This is a genomic window from Nocardia sp. NPDC049737 (assembly GCF_040674755.1).
Taxonomy (GTDB): domain Bacteria; phylum Actinomycetota; class Actinomycetes; order Mycobacteriales; family Mycobacteriaceae; genus Nocardia.
In genome coordinates this window covers 111987-136700 of record NZ_JBFANH010000001.1, presented here as the reverse complement: position 1 = coordinate 136700, position 24714 = coordinate 111987, and the positions used below count along the sequence as shown (strand labels likewise).

Genomic DNA, 24714 nt, shown 5'->3' with positions numbered 1-24714 from the left:
GAACCACGAAGGAGTCCAATGTCCGCACCGAACCTGACTCGCGACCAGGCGATCGAACGCGCCTCGACAGTGCAGGTCGAGAACTATCGCATCGAGCTCGACCTGACCGACGGGGCGGGGCAGCCGGGCGAGCAGACCTTCTTCTCCCGCAGCACGGTCACTTTCACCGCGTCCGCGGGTGCGAGCACGTTCATCGATATCGTTGCCCGCGGGGTCCGCTCCGCCGTGCTCAACGGCACGCCGATCGACATCGCCGACTACGACGAAGCCAAGGGCATCACCCTCACCGGGTTGGCCGAGCGCAACGAACTCGTCGTCGAGGCCGACTGCGAATACTCCAATACCGGCGAAGGCCTGCACCGCTTCGTCGACCCCACCGATGACTCGGTCTACCTGTACTCGCAGTTCGAAACCGCCGATGCCAAGCGGATGTTCGCCTGCTTCGATCAGCCGGATCTCAAGGCCACCTTCGATATCAGCGTCACCGCCGCACCGAGCTGGAAGGTCATCTCGAACGCAGCCGCGGTCGATACGCTCATCGCCGATCCCGGCAAGCACCTGTTCCGTACCACCCCGCGGATGAGCACCTATCTGGTCGCGCTCATCGCGGGCCCGTACGCGGAATGGACCGACGCCTACACCGACGATCACGGCACAGTTCCGCTCGGCATCTACTGCCGCGCCTCGCTCGCCGAGCATATGGACGCGGAGCGCCTGTTCACCGAGACCAAGCAGGGATTCGGCTTCTACCACAACAACTTCGGTGTGCCGTATGCCTTCGGCAAGTACGACCAGCTGTTCGTCCCGGAGTTCAATGCGGGCGCGATGGAGAACGCCGGTGCCGTTACGTTCTTGGAGGACTACGTCTTCCGGTCCAAGGTGACCCGCGCCTCCTACGAGCGACGCGCCGAGACCGTACTGCACGAGATGGCGCATATGTGGTTCGGCGATCTGGTCACCATGAAGTGGTGGGACGACCTGTGGTTGAACGAGTCGTTCGCGACCTTCGCCTCGGTGCTGTGCCAGTCCGAAGCAACCGAATACACAAGTGCCTGGACCACTTTCGCGAATGTGGAGAAGTCCTGGGCCTACCGGCAGGACCAGCTGCCCTCCACCCATCCCATTGCCGCAGACATCCCGGACCTGCACGCGGTGGAAGTCAACTTCGACGGAATCACCTATGCCAAGGGCGCTTCCGTGCTCAAACAGCTCGTCGCTTATGTCGGTCTGGAGCCGTTCCTCGCCGGTCTGCGCGCCTACTTCACCGAACACGCCTACGGCAATGCCACTTTCGACGATCTGCTCTCGGCGCTGGAGCAGTCCTCTGGCCGTGATCTGTCCGGCTGGGGCGCGCAGTGGCTCAAGACCACCGGCCTGAATATCCTGCGCCCGGATTTCGAGGTCGACGCCGAGGGCAAGTTCACCTCGTTCGCCGTGGTACAGGAGGGCGCCGCACCCGGGGCGGGCGAACGTCGCGTCCATCGCCTCGCCGTCGGCGTCTACGACGACCAGGACGGAAAGCTGGTGCGCACCAAGCGCGTCGAGCTCGATCTCGCTGCCGCCGAGCGCACCGACGTCCCCGAACTCGTCGGTGTGCCACGCGGCAAGTTCGTGCTGGTCAACGATGACGACCTCACCTACTGCTCGGTGCGCCTGGATGCCGACTCGCTCGACGTGCTGGTGAACCGCATCGCCGATATCGCCGAACCGCTCCCTCGCACGCTGGCCTGGTCTGCCGCCTGGGAGATGACCAGGCAGGCCGAATTGCGGGCCCGCGATTTCGTCGCTCTGGTCCAGCGCGGCATCGGCGCCGAATCCGAAATCGGTGTGGTGCAACGACTCCTGATGCAGGCGAACACCGCGATCGGCAGCTACGCCGATCCGGAATGGGCCGCCATCACGGGCTGGCCCGAATACGCCAACCGGGTGCTGGAGCTCGCCCGCGAGGCCGTGGCGGGTTCGGACCACCAACTCGCCTTCGTCAACGCGCTGACCGGCGCCAAGCTGTCGGCCTGGCATACCGAGGTGCTACGTGAACTGCTCGACGGCGATCCGGCTAAGGTCGGCCTCCCCGGTCTGATCGTCGATACCGATCTGCGCTGGCGGCTCGTCACCGCGCTGGCCGCGGGCGGTGAGATCGACGTCGACGGTCTGGCCACGCCCACGATCGATCAAGAGTTGTCCAACGATCCGACCGCCGCCGGTAAGCGCCATGCCGCGGCCGCAGCGACGGCCCGTCCGATCGCCGAGGTGAAGGAGCAGGCCTGGACGACGGTGATGTCCGACGATTCGGTCCCGAATATCACCGCCCGCTCGATCGTCGGCGGCTTCGCGCCCAATGGCCAGGGTGAGCTGCTGACGCCGTACGTGGAGCGCTATTTCGCCGATGTTCCCGGCGTCTGGGAGCGCCGCTCCAGCGAGGTCGCACAGACCGTGGTCGTCGGGCTCTACCCGGCCTGGGCGATCAGCGAGGAAGCGGTCGCGGCGGCGGACAAATTCCTCGCCGATGACCATCCGCCGGCCCTGCGCCGCCTGGTGAGCGAGGGCAAGGCGGGTATCGAACGCTCGCTGCGCACCCGCGCCTTCGATGCCCAGAACTGAATGCCCTCGCGACACTGAGACGGGGCGTGCCATCCAGTGCGCACGCCCCTTTCACGTTTCGACAGCCGAAACGCAACTGGCGCGTCCACCTCATCGGTGAACGCGCCAGAGCACGCGGAATACAACTACTGAATCAGCGACCGATGGCCGCGGCCATCACGCGAACCGCGGAGACCAGACCGTCGATGAGCTCGCCCTGCCGGAACGAGCTCAGTGCGGCGGTGACGCCGAGCTGGCAGACGCGGTCATTGGCGCGATCGGCGACCTCGCGGCCGGAGCGCACCTCGATGGCCTTGTCATTGGGCGAAACCGCGATGAGCACCGAATGCGCGGCCTCGGGGGTCGTGGGGAAGACCGCGTCTGCACCGGCGGCCGGATCCGCCCCGAGATCGCCGATGTAGATGTTGAAGCGCACCTTGGTCGCGCGCGTCGCCTCGGTGAGTACGTTGTCCATCGTGAGCCGCTCGTCATCGCTGAACGGGGCTTCCTTGAACACCGCGCCGGCCTCGTGCACACCAGAGACGCGACCGCTGCTGGTGATCACCGAACCGTGCGGCAGTTCGGATTCGATTACCGCAGGCCAATTAGAACTTGCCACTTGCCCGGCCTCCGATCAGCTCCACCTCGGCGGATTCGATTGCCACATGGTGCCCATGCGACGAGTCAGCGTGGTGGCCCGATCCGGTCACCTCGTCGGTAGCACTCCACAGCACGGCAGGCTGGGTCCACTTCTGACCGAGGTCGAAGTGGACCGGCTTCTCGCCGGGCAGTGGCTTGCCGAGAAACGACAATCCGGCGATCGCGCCGTAGATCACCAGCGGGATGCCGAGGAAGATCAGCACTGTCTCGAGAACGCTCATGACTGCGCCTCGCTGACGCTCGGCTCCGTCATACGCATGGCGCGCTGGCACATGGTTCGCTCGCTTCGCTCACTCACGGGACTTACGGTAGACGATCCTCTGTAGTAGTTCGCGTTCTGGTCGGACTCGTGTTGTCCGCGCACGACTGTGCCTCGCTGGCGATCGGCTCCGTCGTGCGCGATGCAGGCTGTGACTTCCGTCGGCTCGCTGCGCTCGTTCACACCAGCCAGGCGGCGGCATTCGCGGGCAGTTGTCCGTTCACCGGTGGGGCGCTGGCGAGCAGCACATCACCCGGTGGCAGCGGGATCGGCTCGGGCGAGGTATTCAGTACGCAGACCAGTCCACCCGGTCGCCGGAAGGCGAGACAACCCGCCGGACTGCCGTACCACTCGATCCGCGGTCCCGCGAATTCCGGTCGGACACCGCGTAATTCGATTGCCAAGCGGTACAGCGACAGCGTGGAGCCCAGCGCCTCCAACTGTGCCTCGACCGACGACGACGCCCACTCCGGCGGTATCGGCAGCCAGGACTGCGCGGCCGTGGTGAAGCCGAACGGTGGCGCCGCACCCTCCCACGGAATCGGGACCCGGCAGCCGTCGCGTCCGCGCTCGGTATGTCCGGAGCGCTCCCAGACCGGATCCTGCAGCACCGCCTCCGGCAGATCGTCCACATTCGGCAGTCCGAGTTCGGCACCGTTGTAGATGAAGACCGCACCGGGCAGCGCCAACTCCACCAGCATCATCGCCCGGGCCCGCGCGACCCCGACCGGACCATCGCCGTATCGGGTGACCTCGCGCTCGATGTCGTGGTTGGACAGGGTCCAGGTGGGCGAGGCGCCCACCGGCGCGACGGCCGCGAGCGAATTGTCGATGGCCGCCCGCACTGTGTCGGCGTGGAATTCCGCTTCGGCGAGGCGGAAGTTGAAGGCCAAGTGCAGTTCGTCCGGTCGGACGTACTCGCCGAAGCGGGTGTTGTCGTCGACCCACACCTCACCGATCGAGACCGCGTTCGGATACTCGTCGAGCACCTTGCGGATGCGGCGGTGAATCTCGTGCACATTGGGATTGTTGAAGCGCGGATCGCTGTCATCGTGCACGAGCATCTTGGTCTCGACGCGCTCCATATCGGGCAGGCCGTCCGGTTTGGCCATGCCGTGTGCGACATCGAGGCGGAAGCCGTCGATGCCGCGGTCGAGCCAGAACCGCAGCGTCTGCTCGAAATCCGCGGCGACCTCGGGATTCTGCCAGTTCAGATCGGGTTGCTCACGCGCGAAGATGTGCAGGTACCACTGGCCCGGGGTTCCGTCGGGCTCGGTGACGCGCGTCCAGGCAGGTCCGCCGAAGATGCTCGGCCAATTGTTCGGCGGCGCGGCGCCGTCGGGACCGCGGCCGTCGCGGAAGATGTAGCGCTCACGTTCGTGGCTGCCGGGCGCGGCGGCCAGCGCCGCGACGAACCACGGATGCTGGTCACTGGTGTGGTTCGGCACCAGGTCCATGGTGACCCTGAGATTGCGGTCGTGCGCCTCGGCGATCAACTCGTCCATCGCCGCCATGCCACCGAACAGCGCGTCGATATCGCGCGGATCGGCGACGTCGTAGCCGCCGTCGGCCATCGGCGAACGCATCACCGGACAGATCCAGAGCGCGTCCACCCCGAGTAGTTCGAGGTAGCCGAGCTTCTCGCGAACTCCGCCGAGATCGCCGATCCCGTCACCGTCGGAGTCCGCGAAGGATCTCGGATAGACCTGGTAGAACACGGCCGACCGCCACCAAGGTTGGGCGGTGCGATCCACCGACGCCGGCGCGGTAGGTGTATCAGTCACATCCGCAATAGTGCCAAAGATTTTCGGTAAATTCGCCCAGGCTCAACTGTGTTCTGCGACATTCGGCAAATTTTCAGCGTTGCACAACATGAGCCGAAACCCTGGTCCTGACCCCGAACTGGACGAAAGCATCTCACCAAGCCGCATTCATCAGCGAATTTGCCGCCATCTCCAAATAGTCGAGCAACGCCTTGCGATGTTCATCGTCCAGAATTTCCGGTTCGATTTCCGCCACGCCGATGTGCATGCAGCGCAGCCATGCGTCGCGCTCCACCGGACCGATTTTGAACGGCATATGCCGCATCCGCAGCCGCGGGTGCCCGCGTTCGTCGGAGTAGGTGCGCGGCCCGCCCCAGTACTGCTCCAGGAACATGCGCAGGCGCCGCTCGGCCGGACCGAGGTCCTGCTCCGGATACAGCGGGCGCAGCACCTCATCGTCGGCCACCTCGCGATAGAACGCCGCGACGATTCGCTGGAACGTCTCCGCCCCGCCGATCGCCTCGTAGAACGACGTGGCTGTCTGCTCGCCGGAAGTCATCAAATCCTCTCGATCGGGGCCAGGCTGTGTTGTTTCGAGCGACCCGCAAGCGATCACTACTGATCCTTTCGAGCGACCCGCAAGCGATCGCTACGGCCCGCCGTCCATTGTGCCCGCGTCACAAACGGGCTGCCCTTCAACCACAGTTCATCCGACATTGTGCGAAATCACCGTGCAATAGCAGGCGTTCCATGGTCAACTGGGTGGCAGTCTCTGCCGAGATACCACATGATCTTGATTACGAAGAAACCGGGGTCACCATGAAGCAGCGGCACGGCCGATCACATGAGGCCAGGACGCACCGACAACTCCAGCCCGCCGACGTCCACAATCGTGGGTCGGGGGCTACTCCGCTGCACATCTTGTCCGACCACCATCCGGGTGCCCATCGCACCGGTGAGCTTGCTCACCACATTCCACACCTCACGCAGGTCCAGAACGACGCCGCCAACTGGTTGAAGCGCCGGGTGTTGCTTCTGAATGCCACCTACGAGCCGCTCACCGCCTTGTCCGCGCGCCGGGCCGTCGTTCTTCTCATCTGCGATAAAGCCGACACCGTCCACCACGACGCCGAGGGTTCGGTGGTGCATTCCGCCGAATCCGCCGTCACGATTCCCTCTGTCATCCGGCTGCGCAGCTATGTGCATGTGCCCTATCGGGCGCGCGTCCCGATGACCCGCGCCGCCCTCATGCACCGCGACCGCTACCGCTGCGGCTATTGCGGTGGCAAGGCAGAGACCATCGACCACGTCATCCCGCGCAGCCGCGGCGGCGAACATTCCTGGGAGAACTGCGTCGCGAGCTGCGCGCCGTGCAATCACCGCAAGGCCGACAAGCTGCTCAGCGAACTGGGGTGGACGTTGCGTTCGCCACTGGTATCGCCGAAGGGGCCGCATTGGCGGCTGTTGTCCACGACCACCGAGCTGGATCCGGTGTGGTTGCAGTATCTCGGTGAGGGTGCGGCCTAGTCCCTTGCCCGGAGTGGTTCCGTCGTCAGCTCGGGCGGGATTCATTTTCCTGCCGCGCATGTTCTTCGCATCCGCAGAGAGTCCATCGCTGCGCATCAGCGGGTGCGTCGCAGCCGTGGCCGAAGGGCTGAGCGAACCGACGACCGCGCTGCGGCTGTCGGCTGCGAGCGCGACACCCTGACCGGTGGCGAGCATGGCGCCGAGCGCGTCGTTGAGCGTCGAGGATCGTGCGACGAGGTTCCGGCTAGGTGTATTCGACGACTAATGCTGCCCATGTATCAGGGGCGAGCGCCTCGAAGACGTGCGGGGCATCGCCCGGGTAGGAGATGTAGTCGCCTGGGCCGAGTTCGACGGGCGCGTCGATCGGACCGATGAGGGCGCGACCGGTGGCTAGCAGTACATGCTCGATCACGCCCGGGATATGCGGATCGGATTTGCGGGCATGACCGGGTTCGGCCGTGATTCGGAACAGATCGCGGCGCGAGTTGGCCGGACCGGCTGCCAACAGCGTGGCGCGGTACTCGGACTCCGCGGCTGCGACCACCGGGCCCTCCCCTGCGCGGACCACCTGAACGGTCGGGCGTGGCGGGTCGAGCAGCCGCGAGAAGGGAATGTCCAGGGCGACGCACAGCGCCCACAAGGTCTCCAGGCTCGGATTACCGGTACCGGATTCCAGTTGGGACAGTGTGGATTTAGCCACACCCGCCCGGTTGGCGACCTCGGTGAGCGATAGCCCGGCGCGGGTGCGCTCGCGGCGCAGGGCAGCGGCGATCACCGCCTGTGGCGTCGTCGGACTCTGCTCCATTTCCGCTCCCGTCGACTAGAGGGATGGCAGGCCGGGGAAGCCGGCCGGGGTCGGTGAGTACAGCTGACCGCCCAACAGAGAACCATATTGACGAATCGTCCCGCCATGTTCACTATAAGCTACATGCGTTCGATATGGCGAACACTCGATCGGGACACACTCTCCGGGATCGCGGCGGTACTGCTCGCGGTAGGGCTGATCGGTGTTTCCTACGGCGCGACCGCTGTCACCTCGGGTTTTCCACTGTGGGTACCGATTGTGCTCGGGATCGTGGTGCTCGCGGGAGGCGCGGAATTCCTGTTCATCGGGATCATGGCCGCCGGTGGCAGCCCGATCGCGGCGGTACTGGCCGGACTGCTGGTCAATGCGCGGCATCTGCCGTATGGCCTGTCGGTGCCCGATGTGGTCGGTACCGGATGGCGGCGGCGTATCGGCGTGCATGTGATGAACGACGAATCCGTCGCACTGGCACTGGCCCAACCCAATGTGGCGCGTCGGCGGGCCGCGTATTGGGTGAGCGGGTTGGGTGTGCTCGTTGCGTGGCCCGGCGGTGCGGCGATCGGTGCGCTGATCGGGACGATGGTGCCCGATACCGGTGCGATCGGGTTGGATGCGGTGTTCCCGGCGGTGTTGTTATCGCTGATCATGCCTGCCTTGCGAGCGCGTGGCACTTTGCGCGCGGCTTTGATCGGAGCGATCGCGGCCGTGGCGAGTGCTCCGTTCCTCCCCGCAGGAATGCCTGTGCTGGTTGCGCTTTCGGGGCTGTTCTTCGCTATCTCGAGGGAAGGCGACGGCAAGGCCGAATCTGAAGAAACGCAGGCGGCATGAGCAAGCGATTCATCGGCGGAGCACATCCGACCGGACCGAGGATTGCGGAGGCGCAGCCGTGAGTACTCCGGTCTTGCTGGTGGCCATGTTCGCGCTGTCCGCCGGAACATATGCCTTCCGTTCATCGGGCCCGGCACTGCGCAACCGCATCCGGTTCCCAGCGCGAGCAACAAAACTGCTGGAGATCGGCGCGGTCGTCCTGCTCGCGGCGATGGTCGCCATCACCACTGTGCCCATAGGCTCCGGCAACCTCGGATTCGCCCTGCCCGCAGGGGTTTTGGTCGGCGGCCTCCTGGCATGGCGCAACCAACCGATGCTGGTGGTCATTCTTGCCGCGGCAGGTACGACCGCTCTGCTGCGTTTAGTCGGCATCACCTAACTCGGGTAGTGGCTGCACTCCGATACACACGGTGTGTAGCCGCTACAACGGGTGCGGCACACCCCTTTTAGGCTGCTCCACACGACGGGATCCCGAAAACCCGAGCAGGCGAGCGGGATAGCGCTGCCTGGCGTGGACACCACAGGTCGATGGTCGGTCAGCTGGGAGTAAGGGGGATTCCGCCGCCTAGGCGGCGCGCCACGGAGCCGTAGCGGGCATCCAACCGGAGCCAGGTTCTGGTGGCGCGGACCCGGACGATTTCGGCGGGCGGGATGCGGCGGGAGTCGGCCTTGTCACCGGAGTGTGGAATGAAATCCATTGCGGTCAGGGCGAATACGACGCGCATCGGAACCTGCACCCGAACCTCGGCCGCGGATACCGTGAGCACCGTCTGGTCCAGCAGGGAGGCGGGTGGGCCGTGATTACTGCCGTGCTCCTTGGCCAGCGCCACACCCTGTTCGGCGAGTTCGACGAGGGTGCGCACGGGCACATCATCGACGTGTTCGAAGCCGGCATCCGGCGGCAGCGCACCGCGCCAAGCCGAATCCATCGAGTAGCCGAGATCAATCGGACTCCCGGACGGCAAACCGGCCAGCACCAGATCGGCGCCGACGGTGACATCGTCGACGCCGAGTTCGGCGACCACGGTACGCACCGCGAGCGCCTCGAAACCCGTTGCCACCCACGCGGATACATACCGTTCCCCGCGGCGGCGCATACGCACCACCGCCGCGGGGTCCAGTCGAATGGCCCGGCTCAGAAAAGTCGCCAGATTCTCCCGCTCGGCCGGATCGGCAACCTCCAGGACGCGCTGTCCCGACATCAGTGCTCCCACATCACCACATCGCGGCCGCCGCGCGACAACCGCTGTCCGCCACCACCGCTACTCAACCGGCTGCAGCCATCACCATACGAGCCGACGCGGACGACCGCTGCTCGACGGCCGACGCCAGCCATTACCGCCCAGCGATCCGAGTCCACCACCCGAACTATCCGGGCAGTCGCTCACTCTTTCCACTCGGCGAGGTAATCCCGTTCGCTATCGGTGAGCCGACGCAGGCGCTGCGAGCGCATATCGAAGGCCGCGATCTGGGTCGAGGCGATCACCGCGGGCGGCGAGTCCGGGGCCGCGCCATTGGCCCGGACCTCGTAACCGATGGTGAAGTCGACCGCACGCAGCTGCTCGATCCACATGGCGATGTCGAGCGGGGTGTCCTCGTGACGCAGTTGGCCGCGGTAGCGGACCCGAAGGTCCGCCAGCACACAGCCAGACCGCAACGGCGCGGTCGGGCGTCCATCCTCGAACAGCCATGGAATCCGTGCCTCCTCCAGCAGCGTCACCATGCGGGCATGGTTGACGTGCTGGAACACGTCCATGTCCGACCACCTGACGTCTACCTTGGCGTGGAAGCGCTTGGGCAGCAGCAGGCTGCCACCAAGCGCCCTCCCATTACCGTTCATCGAACTGGTCAACGCGGTACCTCCGATTGGGCGCCCACCCCGCTCACCATGCTTCGCACTTGCCGCGCTGCAACCGACAGCGTGGCGAGATCGTGGGTTCCGGACTCGAACAACTCCGACAGCGCGGCCCGAGCGCGCCCGAGCCGGGACTGGTTTTTCGACTCCCAGTATGCAATCTTCTCGTCCGCTGTCTCCTCCGGGTCGCCCCCGGAGAGCACGTCGAGGGTCAGCGAGCGCAGCGATCCGTACATATCGTCGCGCAGTGCGAGCCGGGCCAGCGAATGCCAGCGATCGCCGCGTTCCAGGTGGCTGACCGCCTGCAACAGCCAATCGATCTTGAGGTGATCGTTGAGCGCGTAGTACAGCGAACCGACCTCCTCACCGCTGCGATCGGTGATATCTGCGATATCCAACACATCGAGCAGCGGGAACAGATTCAGCAGCCCGAAGACCTCGGTGGCGAGGTCGGTCGGCGCGCCGCGGGCGATCACTTCGGCGGACTGATCGGTCAGCGTGGAGACGTGATGTCCGCGCAGCCAGCCGGGCACCTTCGGCGCCAGCTCCCGCACGCCCCGGCTGTACCGATTGATCTCCGCGCCGACCGCGATCGGCTGCGGGCGGTTGCTCAGCAACCAGCGCGAGGCGCGGTCCAGCGTCCGCTTGGTCTCCAGTTCGAGTTCGTCGCGCACCGACACCGCGGCGTCGGTGGCCCGGATCCGCTCCCACATATCGTGCAGATCGAAGATCTCGCTGGCCGCCGCGAATGCGCGCACGGCGTCGGTCGAGCTGGCGCCGATCTCCTCGTTCAGCCGATGGGCGTAGGAAATGCCGCCGTAGTCGATCATCTCGTTCACCACCATGGTGGTGGTGATCTCGCGACGCAGGCGGTGCCGCTTGATGGCGGTGCCGAAGCGCTCGCGCAGCGGTGTCGGGAAGTACTCCGGCAGCCGGGTGGCGAAGTAGGCGATATCCGGGAGATCGGTTTCGAGCAGATCGGCCTTGAGCGAAAGCTTCACGTGCGCCATGAGATTGGACAATTCTGGCGAGGCGAGCCCCGTGCCCTCTTCGAGCCTGCGCTTGATCTCCACCTCCGATGGCAGCGCTTCCAGCTCACGATCCACCCCGCGACGGGCCTCCAGATCCTCGATGAGCCGCTGGTGCACATGCAGCATCCTGGGCGCCTCGGCCCGGGAAATACCCATCAGGAAGTTCTGGGAGACGTTGTCCTGCAACACCATCTGGGCGACCTCATCGGTCATCGAGGCGAGCAGCGGATTGCGTTCGGCCTCGGGCAATACACCCGCGCTGACCACACCGTCGAGCAGCACCTTGATATTGACCTCGTGGTCGGAGCAGTCGACACCGGCCGAGTTGTCCAGTGCGTCGGTGTTCATCTTGCCGCCATCGCGGCAGAACTCGATTCGGCCGAGCGCGGTCGCACCCAGATTGCCGCCTTCGCCGATCACCTTGACCCGCAACTGATTTCCATTGACGCGCACCGCGTCATTGGACTTGTCGCCGACCTCGGCATTGGTCTCGGTACTCGCCTTGATGTAGGTGCCGATGCCGCCGTTCCACAGCAGTTGCGCAGGCGCGAGCAGGATCGCCCGCACCAGTTCCGGCGGTGACAGCGCGACCACATCGTCGGCCAACCCCAACGCCTTTCGCGCCTGCGGGCTGATCGGCACCGACTTGACGGTGCGATCCCAGACGCCACCGCCGGTGCTGATCAGCGAGGTGTCGTAATCGGCCCAGGACGAGCGCGGCAATGCGAACATCCGCTGCCGCTCCCGGTACGAGGTGGCCGCATCGGGATCAGGATCCAGGAAGATGTGCCGGTGGTCGAAGGCGGCGACCAAGCGGATGTGCTCGGACAGCAGCATGCCGTTGCCGAAGACGTCGCCGCTCATATCGCCGACGCCGACCACGGTGAAATCGGTGGTCTGCGTGTCGATATCCATCTCCTGGAAGTGGCGTTTCACGCTCTCCCACGCGCCCTTGGCGGTGATGCCCATCGCCTTGTGGTCGTAACCCGCCGAACCACCGGAGGCGAATGCGTCACCGAGCCAGAACCCGTAGCGCTGCGCCACACCGTTGGCGATATCAGAGAAGGTCGCAGTGCCCTTATCGGCGGCGACCACAAGGTAGGTGTCGTCGCTATCGCGACGGATCACCCGCTCGGGCGGCAGTACCGCACCGGTCGCGCGGTCGACATTGTCGGTGACATCGAGCAGCCCGGAGATGAAGGTCCGATAGCATTCGACGCCCTCAGCGCCGAGTGCCTGCCGATCCGCGGTCGGATCACCGGTGGCCGCGGGCGGCTGCTTCACCACGAATCCGCCCTTGGCGCCGACCGGCACGATCACCGCATTCTTCACCGCCTGTGCCTTCACCAAGCCGAGGATCTCGGTGCGGAAATCCTCCAACCGGTCCGACCAGCGCAACCCGCCACGGGCCACCGGACCGAAGCGCAGATGGACGCCCTCGACCCGCGGCGAGTACACGAAGATCTCGAATTGCGGCCTCGGCTTGGGCAATTCGGCGATTTCGCGCGGTTCCACCTTCACCGAGATGTACCCGCGCGAATTGCCCTGGGCGTCGGTCACGTAGTAGTTCGTCCGCAGCGTCGCCTTGACCAGCGACAGGATCGCCCGCAGGATCCGGTCGGCGTCCAAGCTGACGACCTCGTCGACGCGTCCGCGGACCCGGGTCTCCAATTCGGCGGCGTGCTCAGCCGATTCGGTATCCGGATCGAACCGCGCCGCGAACAGATCGACGAACAGCCGCGCGATATCCGGGTAGGCCAGCAGCACCCTGGTGATATTCGCCTGGCTGTAGGGGAAGTCGGCCTGCTGCAGGTACTTCGCGTACATCCGCAGGATCGATACCGCCCGCCACGTCAGCCGGGCGCGCAGCACGAGTTCATTGAGCCCGTCGGCCTCGGCACGCCCGAACCAGACCGCCTCGAAGGCCTCGGTGAACCGGTCGTGCAGACCACGCTCCTCCGATTCCAGCGCATCGGCTCTGGCCGATGACTCCAGCAGTTCGGCGTCCAGATCCCGGTCCAGCGAACTACGCAGCAGTTCCGGGCGAGCCAGCAGGCCGAAGTCGTAGATCCAGCGTTCCCCGCCGTCATCGCCGGGCACCGGATCCAACAGAATCTGATATGGCCGCTCGTCGACCACCTCGACACCGAGACTCTGCAGCACCGGCAGCACCTGGCTCAGCGAGATGCCGCTACCGCCGATGTAGAGGGTGAACCGCCACGAACCCGGCACCGAATCCGCGCGACGATACAAGTATTGGTCGATGGAGCCCGCGGCAAGGCCCTCCAGCCGGACCACGTCGCCCAGTGCGCGCTCGGCGGCGAAATCCTGTTTGTACGCCTCCGGGAAGGACTCGGCGTAGCGCTGCACGACGCCGGGATCCACCACGGTCGAGGTACTCACCGCATCGTTGAGGCGGTCGTCCCAGGTATTCGTCGCCTCGGCGAGCAGGTTCTGGATGCGCAGCCGATTAGCCTCGGAGGTGTCGGCCTGGGCCATCGATTCGCGCGGCAACCCGAGATCGGACTCCGGCATGCGCACCGTGAAATACACACTGGCCAGCTCGCTTTCGCTGACCCGCGCGGAGTAGTCGATGGAGACACCGCCCAGTTCGCGCACCAGGATTTCCTGCATCTCCAACCGCACCCGCGTGGTGTAGCGATCCCGAGGCAGATAGACCAGGCACGCGACGAACCGTCCATAGCCGTCCGAGCGCAGGAACAGCCGAACCTGTCGGCGCAGACCGACATTCAGCACCGCGGTCGCGGTGCGACGCATGGTCTCGACATCGGAGGAGAACAGTTCGGTGCGCGGGAACGACTGGATGACCTCGAGCATGGCCTGCCCGGAGAACGAATCCAGGTCGAAGCCGCTCTCCTCGATCACCGAACGCACCCGGCGCTCGATCACCGGAATATCCAGGACGTTCTCGTGTACGGCGGTCACGGTGAAAACACCGATGAACAGGTGCTCGCCGACAATCGTGCCGGACTCGTCGAAGTCGGCGACGCCGACGAAATACGGGTACACCGAGCGGTGCACGGTGGCAGGCACCAGGCCCTGGGTGAGCATGAGCAGCTGGCGGTCACCCGCGTTGATCGGCACCCGGAAGTCGGTGCCGACATCGGGGCGCAGCACGCCGAGGCAGGTGCCGGGCAGCGGGTTCGAGATCGTCTGTCCCTGGTCGGCGCTGAGCTGGTAGCGGGCATAGCCGAGCACGGTGAAATTGCCACTGGCCAACCAGCGCAACAGGTTCGCGGTATCGACCAGATCGATATCGGAGAACGGCGCATGGCCGGATTTCGCCGCCACCTCCAGCTCGTCGGCCAGGTTGCTCTGCACCTGTTTGATGGCCTCGGTATCGCCGATGACCTGACGCACATCCGCGACCACATCCGGCATCGACTGCTCGATCCGGTCCAGCAGGGCCGGACTGGTCGACGGGTGCAGTTGCAGGTGCATCCATGATTCGCGCAGGCCGTCGGTCCCGTTGCTGTCGACCTCGTGCGGTGCGGCGCTGGTCAGCCGTCCGTCCGGATCGCGCGTCACCTCGAAGATCGGGTGGATCACCTCGCTCACGCTGACGCCCATCCGGCTCAGCGACGAGGTGATCGACTCCACCAGTAGCGACATATCGTCGGTGACCAGCTGCACCGCGGCGCCGAGGCCGGAGCCGTCGTCGGGGTGGTAGACCCGCACCAGCGCCCGCCCGACGGGGCGGGTCATCGCGAGTTCCATATGCCGCCGGAAGATCTGAGTGATCCCGGTGATCGCACAGTCCACATCGCCCGCATCGACGTGGCGGAAATACGCCTCCTCGAGGGTTGCGAGCTCGCCGCGCAGCGACTGCGGCAAACTCGCGGCCCACGCCGCTGTGTTCACCCGCCCCGCCGGCTGCGCCGGCTGCCGTCCTCCATCGGACAATTCGGACGAGACCGTCATTTTTTTCGCCAACTCCTCGGATTCGGTTCCGCAACAAAGTGACGCCGGTCCGAGAGTAGCTGTGCCATGCTGACGCGTGGGTGAAATCCCTTCTAAATGCAGGGTGTTCACCGATACCGCAGCGTTCGCCGCTTGATAGCCGAGGTCGATGGTCTCGGCACAGCTTCCGATCGGACCGGCGACGTCAGGTAGACGCGATCGCGGTGGTAGCGACCCAATGCCCGGACTGCGCCTGCGCATGCACGGTCCCCACCATAGTCAGATCTTTGGAACGGCGTGTGTCGACCGTATTTCCTTCGATGAAGACACTGCGCGGTGCGTGTTCGCCGCAAATCCTTCGGCAGAACGCCCCTTCGAGGTCGTCATGCACAAATGTGATCGCCTCCGTGCCGGTCCGCAACCCGCCGCGGCGACTGGGCACCGAAGGGTCTTCGGCAATAGGGATTCCTGGATTGCTCGGCCTGCGCCTACTACCTACGCGACAGCGTGCGAACCGGAACGCGCATGCCGCTTCAGCCTGGCCGAAAACATGGTGTGGCGGCTCGATTGAGCCGCACCCGGCTCGTCCGACAGGGCAGTGCACACCGCAACCGCCCCGCCGGACACCAAACTCAGTCGCGGGTGAGCTTGCGGTGCGTCACCCGGTGCGGGCGGGCCGCCTCCAGACCGAGGCGCTCGATCTTGTTGGCCTCATAGGCCTCGAAGTTACCCTCGAACCAGAACCATTTTGCCTCGTTGTCGTTGTCACCCTCCCACGCCAGGATGTGGGTGCAGGTGCGGTCGAGGAACCAGCGGTCGTGGGAGATGACCACGGCACAGCCCGGGAACTGCTCGAGCGCGTTCTCCAGTGAACCCAGCGTTTCCACGTCGAGGTCATTGGTCGGCTCGTCGAGCAGGATCAGGTTGCCGCCCTGCTTGAGGGTGAGCGCGAGGTTCAGGCGGTTGCGCTCACCACCGGAGAGCACCCCGGCCGGCTTCTGCTGATCCGGACCCTTGAACCCGAACGCGCTGACGTAGGCGCGCGAGGGCATCTCCTGGTTGCCGACCTCGATGAAGTCCAGCCCTTCGGAAACGACCTGCCAGACATTCTTCTTCGGGTCGATGCCCGCGCGGTTCTGGTCGACATAGCTCAGCTTGACCGTCTCGCCGACCTTTACCTCGCCGCTGTCGGGCGACTCGAGCCCGACGATCGTCTTGAACAGCGTGGTCTTACCGACACCGTTCGGACCGATGACACCGACAATGCCGTTGCGCGGCAAGGTGAACGACAGATCCTTGATCAGCTGACGATCGCCGAAGCCTTTGTCCAGATGCGCGACCTCGACAACCACACTGCCCAGGCGCGGACCCGCCGGGATCTGGATCTCCTCGAAGTCCAACTTCCTGTGCTTCTCGGCCTCGGCCGCCATCTCCTCGTACCGACCGAGACGAGCCTTGTTCTTGGCCTGGCGGGCCTTGGCGCCGGAACGCACCCAGGCCAACTCCTCCTTGAGCCGCTTCTGCAGCTTCTGGTCCTTCTTGCCCTGGACCTCGAGACGCTGGGCCTTCTTCTCCAGGTAGGTGGAGTAGTTGCCCTCATACGGGTAGGCGCGACCGCGGTCGAGTTCGAGGATCCACTCGGCGACATTGTCGAGGAAGTACCGGTCATGCGTGACGGCGAGGACGGCGCCCTGGTAGGAGGCCAGGTGCTGCTCGAGCCACAGCACGCTCTCGGCATCGAGGTGGTTGGTCGGTTCGTCGAGCAGCAGCAGGTCGGGCTTGCTGAGCAGCAGCTTGCACAGTGCGACGCGGCGGCGCTCACCCCCGGAGAGGTTGGTGACCGGCTCGTCCGGCGGCGGGCAGCGCAGTGCGTCCATGGCCTGCTCGAGCTGGGAGTCGACATCCCAGGCATCGGCGTGATCGAGGTACTCCTGCAGTTTGCCCATTTCGTCCATGAGCTCGTCGGAGTAGTCGGTGGCCATGAGTTCGGCGATCTCGTTGAAGCGATCCAGCTTCACCTTGACCTCGCCGAGGCCCTCCTCGACATTGCCGCGAACCGTCTTCTCCTCGTTCAGCGGCGGTTCCTGCTGCAGGATGCCCACCGTGGCGCCCGGCGCGATGAAGGCATCTCCGTTGTTCGGCTGGTCCAGTCCGGCCATGATCTTCAGCACGCTGGACTTACCCGCGCCATTGGGGCCGACGACGCCGATCTTCGCGCCGGGAAGGAAGTTCAAGGTGACATCGTCGAGCACGACCTTGTCGCCGTGCGCCTTGCGAACCTTCTTCATTTGGTAGATGAACTCAGCCATAAAGGAAAGCCTATCGGTGTGGGTATCGATGGAATGCAGCAGAGCCACCACTGTCGCCGGGGTATCCGGCCGTGCGGTCAAGCGTCGACGGGCTCGGTATCCGCGAGCCGGGGCGGTGCGGAAGTCAGGGACGTCGCGTCCTCCCCCGGTCCCTCCCCATCGACGCGTGCACGGTCATCAGCGCTGGATCGGTCACAACTATTCCGTGCCAGGGTACTGGGTCCGGACGCCGCGCTCGAAACCGCGCGCCGGACCACCTGCGCGGTGCAGCGGGACAGGTCCGGTCCGATCGAGGTGGCGCGCATCTCGATATCACGCCGTTCCACGCCGTCCTTGGCTCGGTACTCGTGGGTGCGCAGCTGGCCGTAGGCGATGACCGGATCGCCGCGCCGCAACGAGGCGTCGACACCGACCACAAGACGACGCCAGCAGCTGACGGTGAGGTAAAGAGTCCCGCTGTCGACCCATTCACTCGTCTCCGGATTGAACCGCCGCGAATTGCTCGCCATCCGAAAGGTCACGACCTGCTCGCCGTTGGTCAGATCACGCTTGACCGGGTGGGTGACCACGGTCCCGATCACGGTAACCATCGATTCATACATCGTTGCGCCCCTTTATATTTCGATCCGTCAGGCTCTCACCCCTCACTGAGAGGCCCTTTCAGCCTGACGGTTTCGAACCCCTCCGGCCGCCCCGATTCCCGAATGTGGACAACTTCGCGACATGTGGACAGTCGCCGCTTCACACACCCGAGTCAGAAGACCGCCAGATCCGTATTGGCCCCACACAGCACGATCACCGGGCGCTCCCCTTCGGCAGGCACATAAGCACCGCTCTGCACGGCGGCCAATGCCGTCGCCCCCGCAAGTTCCACCACAACCCGGAACTCGCGCCACAGATATTCGCGCGCGGTCGAGATGGCGTCATCGGTCACCAGCAGCGATCGGACTTCATAGCGTCGCGCGATATCCAGCGCGATATCCCCGATTCGATTGGCGCCCAAAGAATCCGCCGCGATGCTGCGCACATTCACATCTACCGGCCGGTCCGCGAGCAGCGCGGCGTTCAGCGTCGGAATGCCCTCCGGTTCGATCCCGACCACCTGCTGTCGCCGCCCCAACGCCGCCGCGATACCGGCGACCAACCCGCCGCCACCGACCGCGACCAGCACCGGCGGCCGCCCGCGCACCTGCTCTTCCAGCTCCAGCCCGACAACACCCGCACCGGCAACCACGGCAGGCAGGTCGTAGGCATGCAGCTGCAGCGCGCCCCGCTCTTCGGCCAGCTCGGTCGCGTACCTGTAGGCCTCGCCGTAAGTCGTTCCGTGCCAGAGCACTTCGGCACCGTAGGACCACATCGCGGCCACCTTGGTATGCGGCGCCGACTCGGGAACCACCACCGTGCACGTCTTACTGAGACGAGCCGAGGCCAGCGCGGCCGCGATCCCGGCATTCCCACCTGAGGCGATCACCACGTGGTCGACCTGAGCCGAGGACTCCAACAGCGCGTTGAAACTGCCGCGCACCTTGAATGTCCCGCCGTGCTGCAGGTACTCGAGTTTCAGCGTGACCGGAACCGGCCCGTTCGGGCCGATGATCGAGGTATGGAAGACCGGCGTCTTGCGCACCTGGCCGGCCAGCCGTCTGCGGGCCGCCCGCACATCGGACCGATATACCCGTCGGGCGTGCCTGTTCTCCACCACCGCGGTACCCCGCTCACTCACGCTTGCACCTCGATGGGAGCTCAATGACGTATTCCTCGATCACGTTTGGCCAGTTCGGCGAACATGGCATTGTGCGCGGCCAGTTCGGCGTCGTGGTCGCGGTCGGCGGCCCGGTCGGTCCGCTTCGCGAGTTTCGCGTCGCTGCGTGACCACTGGATGAGCAGCGCCAACATCACCACGACCAACGGCACCTCACCACTGGCCCACGCCAGGCTACCGCCGGTGCGCTGATCACCGAGCAGGTCGTTATTCCAGCCGAGGGCAAGACTGCGGAAGAACCATCCGCCCATCACGGTGGTCATGCTCATCAGCGCTATACCAAAGAAGGCGTGGAAGGGTAGGGAACCGAACACCATGCCCAGCTTGGTCAGCGGCTGCACCTGGCGCGGTTTGGGGTCGATGCCGATGACAACCCAGTAGAACAGATAGCCGCTGAGCAGGAAATGCAGATTCATCAGCAGATGCGCCGCATGGGAATCGACGAACGAGTCGTAGATACCGCCCATGTACAGGGCATAGAACCCGCCGACGAAGATCACCGACGCGACGATCGGAAGGGTCAGAAATCGCGAGACCGGATTGTGCACCGCGACCAGAATCCACTCACGCGGCCCGGGCACGCCGCCGCGCCCGGCCGCTGGCAACGCCCGCAGCGCGAGGGTGACGGCACCGCCGAGCGCGAACAGAATCGGCGCGAGCATCGATAACGCCATGTGCTGTCCCATGTGCACACTGAAGACCGCGGGCGAATACCGTCCGACCCCGGACGAGGTGGCGAAAAGCAGGATTGCGCAGGCCGAGAGCCAGGCGATGGTGCGCCCTATCGGCCAGGCATCGCCCCGCGCGCGCAACCGCCGCACCCCCAGCAGGTACAGCACGGCAAGCACGATGGCCAGCGTGCCGAAGATCAAGTCGAAGCGCCAGTCGAAAAGAATGCGCGAGGCGGTCGGCGGGCCGTCGAGGTTGTAACCGAGTTCCACCTCGGCGGGTGTCGGCACGCTGGTCGGCGGCGGTGGCGGCGTGCGCCCCAACCCGACGGCCAGACCCATGGTCGCCGCGAAGATCAGCACCTCCAGCCCGCCGAATCGAATCAGTGCGGCGCGGTCACGCGGATTCGCGGCGAGTGCGGGCAGGCTGGCGCGGCGCTGCAGATACCCGAAGAGGCCGAGCACGGCGAGCGCGCAGGCCTTGGCGATCACGAGTCGGCCGTAGTTGGTGGTGAACAGATCGCTCCACGGCACCCGCACCCAGGAATTGATCACACCGCTGACGCCGATCACGACGAAGGCGATCGTGGCGGTGAGTGAGAACCGCCTGGCCGCGGTATCTGTGTGCTCGCCGTCGCGCATCGCATGCGCGAGCACCGCGAACAATCCACCGACCCATACCGCGGCCGAAACCAGATGCAGGATCAGGCTGTTCGTGGCCAGGTCGTGCGCGCCACCCGCGGAGGAATGTCCGGTCAGTGCCAGCGGCATCATGGTCACGATCGCGCCGCCGAACAACACCGGGGCCCATCCCCAACGCAGCGCGAGTCGGCAACCCACCGCGACGATCAGCGCGAACACCACCGTCGTGCGCCACGCCTGGGCCAGCTCCACTTGGTCGATCGCGTGCCACAACTGCTCCGGCCGCCAGATCTGCCGCACCGGCTGCCCGGTGGTGTCGGACACCGTCAGCGGTATGAGCAGTGCCGCACAGCACGCCCAGACCAACGCGAAGTTCGAAGCGCGTCGCATCGCCCGATATCCGCCGACATCGAGCAGCCCATTGGCCTGCGGCGGCACCAGGAATGCGGCGAGCAGCAGTGAGCCGACGGTCAGCGCGGCGGACAGATCGGCGAGTGCGCGCACCGCGGGCAGGCCATAGGTTGTCAATGATCCCGGATCCGGAATGCCGAGCAGACTCAGCGCCTGCGCCGCCGAGAGCCCGACGATCATCGCGGCGACCACCGCCGCGATCGCACCGGCCAGCACGGTCAATATCGCGAAGGTCGCCCCGTAGCCCGGCTTACCCGCTGTGAGCTCGGGTGCGACGGACGGGTCCCGCGGTGACGACATGGCACTGAGCGTAGTCGGCCCTTAATGCGTGGCCCGGCGGGGTTTGGGCCGATATGGTGGCTAACGGATCGGAGGTGCGATGTCGATCATCCCGCGACTCGCTTGGCCCGCACACCCAAGTGCTGAAATGTTGCTGACGCTAAGAAGCTAGCCATCTGGACGGTCGCTATACTTGGCGCGCTGGACAGCACGGCCAATGTCGGCCATGGTGGAACCCACTGCCTCCGTAGCTCAGTTGGATAGAGCAAGGGCCTTCTAATCCCTAGGTCGCAGGTTCGATTCCTGCCGGGGGCGCCACGCAGCCCGTCCGTTCGCGTTTACGCGGGCAGACGGGTACCGCGCACGTCGTCTCACCCTCTGTCGACCGTACGCGGATCCAGGTTCGAGGGCTCGTCTCGAGGCCCGCCCAGGAACTCACCGATTCAGTTGTCACATCTGTGACCGATTTCCCATCCGAGTAGCCCGAAGTAAGCAGAGGTCACGGCCTGCCGTCGGATAGGTACCACCCCAGACCACCCTTTAAACGAGAAAATCAGACTTCTTCAACGACTCGCCGAGACCCGATCAGCGTTTCTACGAGACGATTCGGAGCCCGCGGCCATCTGGACGCCAGACGAAGCCGACAACCTCACCAGGCGGCAAGTGACCTCGCCGCCAGCCAGGCCGACCGACATCGCCGGTCGAGATGCCGCATGATCGACTAACGTGCGAGGTGTGGAAGAAACTCGAAATGAGATGACTCGAAATGAGATGACACAGCGTCCTTTTCGGTTCGCCGTCGGTTTCTCCGCCGCGGGCTCGCGCGCCGAGTGGCGGGACAAGGCACGGCAAGCCGAAGACCTGGGCTACGACGTGATCCAGGTTCCCGACCATCTGGGTATGACTTCACCTTTCCCCACGGTGGTCACCATGGCGGAGGCGACGAACCGTGTGCACGTCGGCACGATGGTATTGAATGCGGGCTTCTACCGGCCTGCTCTGCTGGCTCGTGACGTCGCCAGCGTGGATCAGCTCACCGATGGGCGCTTCGAGTTCGGACTCGGTGCCGGACCGGATTTCGCGAAACCCGAGTTCGAAGCGGCCGGGCTGCCGTTCCCGAGCGGGCGGCAGCGTATCGACTACCTGCGTGACACCATCGGCGAAATCCGGACACTGTTCGGGAACGGTCACCAACCACCCGTCCACCGCCGGATTCCGCTGCTGGTGGCCGGGCTCGGGGACCGTCTGGTGAGGGTTGCCGCCGAACAGGCCGACACGGTGTCGCTGGCCGGGGTGCCCGTCAGCGCCGACATCGATTCCGAGAAAGCCGGAACCGTCGCGCTCGCCCAGCGCGTCGAGTTCGTCCGGGCCGCGGCCGGAGAACGCTTTCCGCACCTCGAGTTGGGCCTGATGTTGCAGGCAGTGGACGTGCAGGGCCACGCCGAGACCGATCTGTGGCTGCCCCGCAGGTTCAATCCGGACCTGTCCGATGCCCAGTTGCGTTATCTGCCCGGCGTACTGCACGGATCCGCACACCACATCGCCGACACCCTGCGGCATTACCGCGACGCATACTCGATCACCCATTACTCGGTCTCCGAGACGGATATGACCGCTCTAGCAAAAGTGATCGAACAGCTTCGGTGAGCGTGTCGCAAGGACCGCACTGGTCACGGCGATTCCGGCGGCCGCAGTGCCGATCGACACCGGAGGCGTGACCGCACTCGCGGCTGCGGATCTGTACCGCGCGACCGCCGTCTCGTTGACTCCGAAGTCATGTGCACCGCCGACGCCCAGGTAATGCAATCGGCATTCTTCACCAGCCAGGGCTACCCGACCGGCACCCGCGACGCCGCCGATCCGTCCTACCAACCCACGCTGCGTCAATAGCCGAGGTACGCTGCGGCCCAGGATATTCCGTAATGCCGATTCGAGCGCTCTCGGCTGGACCCTCCACCATGATCGAATAGCTCGATAGCCGTAGCGTGCTAATGAGACGATTCGGAGTCCGCCGCGGGCTGGACGGCCTCGGTGGTTCGTCGTCTGAGGAACCAGCCACCGACCAGCACTGGGACCATGATCAACGGGACGGCGACGATTGCGCTGCGCTGTTCGGTGCTTCCACTGCTCGCCATCAGAGCTACTACACCGGCGAGGAAGACCAGGGTGGCAATGCTGGTGTAGGGGGTGCCGATCAGGCGGAAAGTGGGGCGGGTTGCGCGGCCGTCGCGCCACCAACGCCAGAGTTGCAATTGGCACAGGACGATTGCCGCCCAGGCGGTTATGACGCCGAGGGCCGACATGTTCAGAACTATCTCGTATGCCTGCTCGGGGACTACCGCGTTGAGTCCGACGCCGGTCAGGGCGATCGCGCCGGTGGCCAGAACCCCAACGTAGGGAACGCCATTCGCTGACAGCTTGGCTGCGCGGGCGGGGGCGCTGCCGTTCATAGCCATGGAGCGCAGGATTCGGCCGGTCGAGTACAGGCCCGCATTGAGGCTGGAGAATGCCGCCGTCAGCACGACCAGGTTCATGACGGAATCCGCACCATCCACACCGATTTTGGCGAAGAACGTGACGAATGGGCTCTGCCCGCCACGGAAGGCTGTGTAGGGCAGCAGCAGACTGAGCAGCACCAGCGAACCGACATAGAACACGGCGATGCGTGCGATTACCGAGTTGATGGCGCGCGGCATGATCTTCTCGGGATTTTCGGCCTCACCGGCGGCGGTGCCCACCAATTCGACTGCGGAGTAGGCGAATACGACACCGGTCGTGACGACGACCAGCGGAAGCAGCCCGGTCGGGAACAGCCCGCCGTGATCGCGCAGGACACCGGGCCCGGTACTCTCGCCCGCTATCCGGAAGCGTCCGATGAGGAAGACCGTACCGATCACCAAAAAGCTTACCAGCGCAACAACTTTGATCAGTGCGGCCCAGAATTCCAGCTCACCGAACCAGCGCACCGACACCAGATTGATGGCCACCACCACGGCCAGCGCGATCAGCGCGATGACCCACTGCGGAATCGCGCCGAACGCCGACCAGTAGTGGACGTAGGTGGCGATGGCGGTGATATCCACGATGCCGCTCATGCACCAGTGGAAGAAATACATCCAGCCGACGGCATACGCCAGTTTCTCGCCGTAGAACTCGCGAGCGTAGGAGACGAACGATCCCGACGACGGACGGTGCAATACCAACTCGCCCAGCGCGCGGAGCACGAAGAAGACGAACACCCCGCACACGGCGTACACCAGCACCAGCCCGGGACCGGCGCTGGCCAACCGACCGCCCGCACCGAGGAACAACCCGGTCCCGATGGCACCGCCGATCGCGATCATCTGTAGCTGACGTGGGCGGAGACTCTTCTGATACCCGACGTCCTCGTCGTGCAATACGTCAGTCACAGTG

Annotated in this window: 18 protein-coding genes and 1 tRNA gene; 6 read left to right on the top strand and 13 right to left on the bottom strand. The window is 65.3% G+C overall.

Annotated features, from left to right (window positions below; genetic code table 11):
* Nucleotides 1-18: 18 nt before the first annotated feature.
* Nucleotides 19-2601 carry an aminopeptidase N gene (gene pepN, locus AB0J47_RS00645; protein ID WP_364338898.1) on the top strand — a complete coding sequence of 861 codons (2583 nt, stop codon included), beginning with the start codon at nt 19-21 and terminating at the stop codon, nt 2599-2601.
* Between the two features lie 133 nt (nt 2602-2734).
* Here pepN and AB0J47_RS00640 read toward each other — a convergent pair whose 3' ends face one another.
* The 4 genes from AB0J47_RS00640 to AB0J47_RS00625 all read right to left on the bottom strand — a co-directional run bounded on the left by AB0J47_RS00640 (nt 2735) and on the right by AB0J47_RS00625 (nt 5821).
* Entirely contained in the window at nt 2735-3199 is a 465-nt protein-coding gene (locus AB0J47_RS00640; protein ID WP_364338896.1) for a DUF5130 domain-containing protein, read from the bottom strand.
* Entirely contained in the window at nt 3186-3461 is a 276-nt protein-coding gene (locus AB0J47_RS00635) for a hypothetical protein (protein ID WP_364338894.1), read from the bottom strand. The genes AB0J47_RS00640 and AB0J47_RS00635 overlap by 14 nt, the downstream gene beginning before the upstream one ends.
* Before the next feature lie 217 nt (nt 3462-3678).
* Nucleotides 3679-5253 carry a glycoside hydrolase family 13 protein gene (locus AB0J47_RS00630; RefSeq protein WP_364339756.1) on the bottom strand — a complete coding sequence of 525 codons (1575 nt, stop codon included), beginning with the start codon at nt 5251-5253 and terminating at the stop codon, nt 3679-3681.
* Nucleotides 5254-5416: 163 nt separating this feature from the next.
* A complete protein-coding gene (locus tag AB0J47_RS00625) occupies nt 5417-5821 on the bottom strand; it encodes a globin (RefSeq protein WP_364338892.1) in 405 nt (134 codons plus the stop codon).
* A gap of 260 nt (nt 5822-6081) precedes the next feature.
* Between AB0J47_RS00625 and AB0J47_RS00620 the strand changes: the two genes are divergently transcribed.
* Complete coding sequence (locus AB0J47_RS00620; protein ID WP_364339754.1) at nt 6082-6789, top strand: HNH endonuclease; 708 nt, start codon at nt 6082-6084, stop codon at nt 6787-6789.
* Between the two features lie 244 nt (nt 6790-7033).
* Here the strand turns inward: AB0J47_RS00620 and AB0J47_RS00615 are convergent, their stop codons facing one another.
* A complete protein-coding gene (locus AB0J47_RS00615; protein ID WP_364338890.1) occupies nt 7034-7594 on the bottom strand; it encodes an XRE family transcriptional regulator in 561 nt (186 codons plus the stop codon).
* Between the two features lie 123 nt (nt 7595-7717).
* On the opposite strand from AB0J47_RS00615, the gene AB0J47_RS00610 reads away from it, so the two are divergent.
* Both AB0J47_RS00610 and AB0J47_RS00605 read left to right on the top strand, forming a co-directional pair.
* Nucleotides 7718-8422: an AzlC family ABC transporter permease gene (locus tag AB0J47_RS00610; protein WP_364338888.1), complete on the top strand. Its 705-nt coding sequence runs from the start codon at nt 7718-7720 to the stop codon at nt 8420-8422.
* A 58-nt stretch (nt 8423-8480) separates the two neighbouring features.
* Complete coding sequence (locus tag AB0J47_RS00605) at nt 8481-8801, top strand: AzlD domain-containing protein (RefSeq protein ID WP_364338886.1); 321 nt, start codon at nt 8481-8483, stop codon at nt 8799-8801.
* 157 nt (nt 8802-8958) lie between these two features.
* On the opposite strand, the gene AB0J47_RS00600 is transcribed toward AB0J47_RS00605, so the two are convergent.
* The 7 genes from AB0J47_RS00600 to AB0J47_RS00570 all read right to left on the bottom strand — a co-directional run bounded on the left by AB0J47_RS00600 (nt 8959) and on the right by AB0J47_RS00570 (nt 21321).
* A complete protein-coding gene (locus AB0J47_RS00600) occupies nt 8959-9624 on the bottom strand; it encodes a hypothetical protein (RefSeq protein WP_364338884.1) in 666 nt (221 codons plus the stop codon).
* A gap of 182 nt (nt 9625-9806) precedes the next feature.
* Nucleotides 9807-10262 (bottom strand): thioesterase family protein, encoded by a 456-nt coding sequence (locus AB0J47_RS00595; protein WP_364339752.1) that lies wholly within the window; start codon nt 10260-10262, stop codon nt 9807-9809.
* A gap of 8 nt (nt 10263-10270) precedes the next feature.
* Nucleotides 10271-15250 (bottom strand): NAD-glutamate dehydrogenase, encoded by a 4980-nt coding sequence (locus tag AB0J47_RS00590; protein WP_364338882.1) that lies wholly within the window; start codon nt 15248-15250, stop codon nt 10271-10273.
* Nucleotides 15251-15861: 611 nt separating this feature from the next.
* Nucleotides 15862-17538 carry an energy-dependent translational throttle protein EttA gene (gene ettA, locus AB0J47_RS00585; RefSeq protein WP_364338880.1) on the bottom strand — a complete coding sequence of 559 codons (1677 nt, stop codon included), beginning with the start codon at nt 17536-17538 and terminating at the stop codon, nt 15862-15864.
* Nucleotides 17539-17615: 77 nt separating this feature from the next.
* Nucleotides 17616-18140, bottom strand: a complete 525-nt coding sequence (locus AB0J47_RS00580; protein ID WP_364338878.1) for a single-stranded DNA-binding protein — start codon at nt 18138-18140, stop codon at nt 17616-17618.
* A 152-nt stretch (nt 18141-18292) separates the two neighbouring features.
* On the bottom strand, nt 18293-19261 hold the full coding sequence (locus AB0J47_RS00575) for a threonine/serine dehydratase (protein ID WP_364338876.1): 969 nt from the start codon (nt 19259-19261) through the stop codon (nt 18293-18295).
* A 20-nt stretch (nt 19262-19281) separates the two neighbouring features.
* Nucleotides 19282-21321 (bottom strand): cytochrome c oxidase assembly protein, encoded by a 2040-nt coding sequence (locus AB0J47_RS00570; RefSeq protein ID WP_364338874.1) that lies wholly within the window; start codon nt 21319-21321, stop codon nt 19282-19284.
* A 220-nt stretch (nt 21322-21541) separates the two neighbouring features.
* Between AB0J47_RS00570 and AB0J47_RS00565 the strand changes: the two genes are divergently transcribed.
* Nucleotides 21542-21618, top strand: a tRNA-Arg gene (locus AB0J47_RS00565).
* Nucleotides 21619-22071: 453 nt separating this feature from the next.
* Entirely contained in the window at nt 22072-22947 is an 876-nt protein-coding gene (locus AB0J47_RS00560) for a TIGR03621 family F420-dependent LLM class oxidoreductase (RefSeq protein WP_364338872.1), read from the top strand.
* 341 nt (nt 22948-23288) lie between these two features.
* On the opposite strand, the gene AB0J47_RS00555 is transcribed toward AB0J47_RS00560, so the two are convergent.
* A complete protein-coding gene (locus tag AB0J47_RS00555) occupies nt 23289-24710 on the bottom strand; it encodes an amino acid permease (RefSeq protein ID WP_364338870.1) in 1422 nt (473 codons plus the stop codon).
* Between the last annotated feature and the right edge of the window lie 4 nt (nt 24711-24714).

Excerpts from the sequence above, each read along its gene's own strand:
- AB0J47_RS00570 (WP_364338874.1), bottom strand. The coding sequence starts at position 21,321 with ATGTCGTCACCGCGGGACCCGTCCGTCGCACCCGAGCTCACAGCGGGT.
- AB0J47_RS00625 (WP_364338892.1), bottom strand. The coding sequence starts at position 5,821 with ATGACTTCCGGCGAGCAGACAGCCACGTCGTTCTACGAGGCGATCGGC.
- AB0J47_RS00620 (WP_364339754.1), top strand. The coding sequence starts at position 6,082 with ATGAAGCAGCGGCACGGCCGATCACATGAGGCCAGGACGCACCGACAA.
- AB0J47_RS00600 (WP_364338884.1), bottom strand. The coding sequence starts at position 9,624 with ATGTCGGGACAGCGCGTCCTGGAGGTTGCCGATCCGGCCGAGCGGGAG.
- AB0J47_RS00590 (WP_364338882.1), bottom strand. The coding sequence starts at position 15,250 with ATGACGGTCTCGTCCGAATTGTCCGATGGAGGACGGCAGCCGGCGCAG.
- pepN (WP_364338898.1), top strand. The coding sequence starts at position 19 with ATGTCCGCACCGAACCTGACTCGCGACCAGGCGATCGAACGCGCCTCG.
- ettA (WP_364338880.1), bottom strand. The coding sequence starts at position 17,538 with ATGGCTGAGTTCATCTACCAAATGAAGAAGGTTCGCAAGGCGCACGGC.
- AB0J47_RS00580 (WP_364338878.1), bottom strand. The coding sequence starts at position 18,140 with ATGTATGAATCGATGGTTACCGTGATCGGGACCGTGGTCACCCACCCG.
- AB0J47_RS00615 (WP_364338890.1), bottom strand. The coding sequence starts at position 7,594 with ATGGAGCAGAGTCCGACGACGCCACAGGCGGTGATCGCCGCTGCCCTG.
- AB0J47_RS00560 (WP_364338872.1), top strand. The coding sequence starts at position 22,072 with ATGACACAGCGTCCTTTTCGGTTCGCCGTCGGTTTCTCCGCCGCGGGC.
- AB0J47_RS00610 (WP_364338888.1), top strand. The coding sequence starts at position 7,718 with ATGCGTTCGATATGGCGAACACTCGATCGGGACACACTCTCCGGGATC.
- AB0J47_RS00595 (WP_364339752.1), bottom strand. The coding sequence starts at position 10,262 with ATGAACGGTAATGGGAGGGCGCTTGGTGGCAGCCTGCTGCTGCCCAAG.
- AB0J47_RS00635 (WP_364338894.1), bottom strand. The coding sequence starts at position 3,461 with ATGAGCGTTCTCGAGACAGTGCTGATCTTCCTCGGCATCCCGCTGGTG.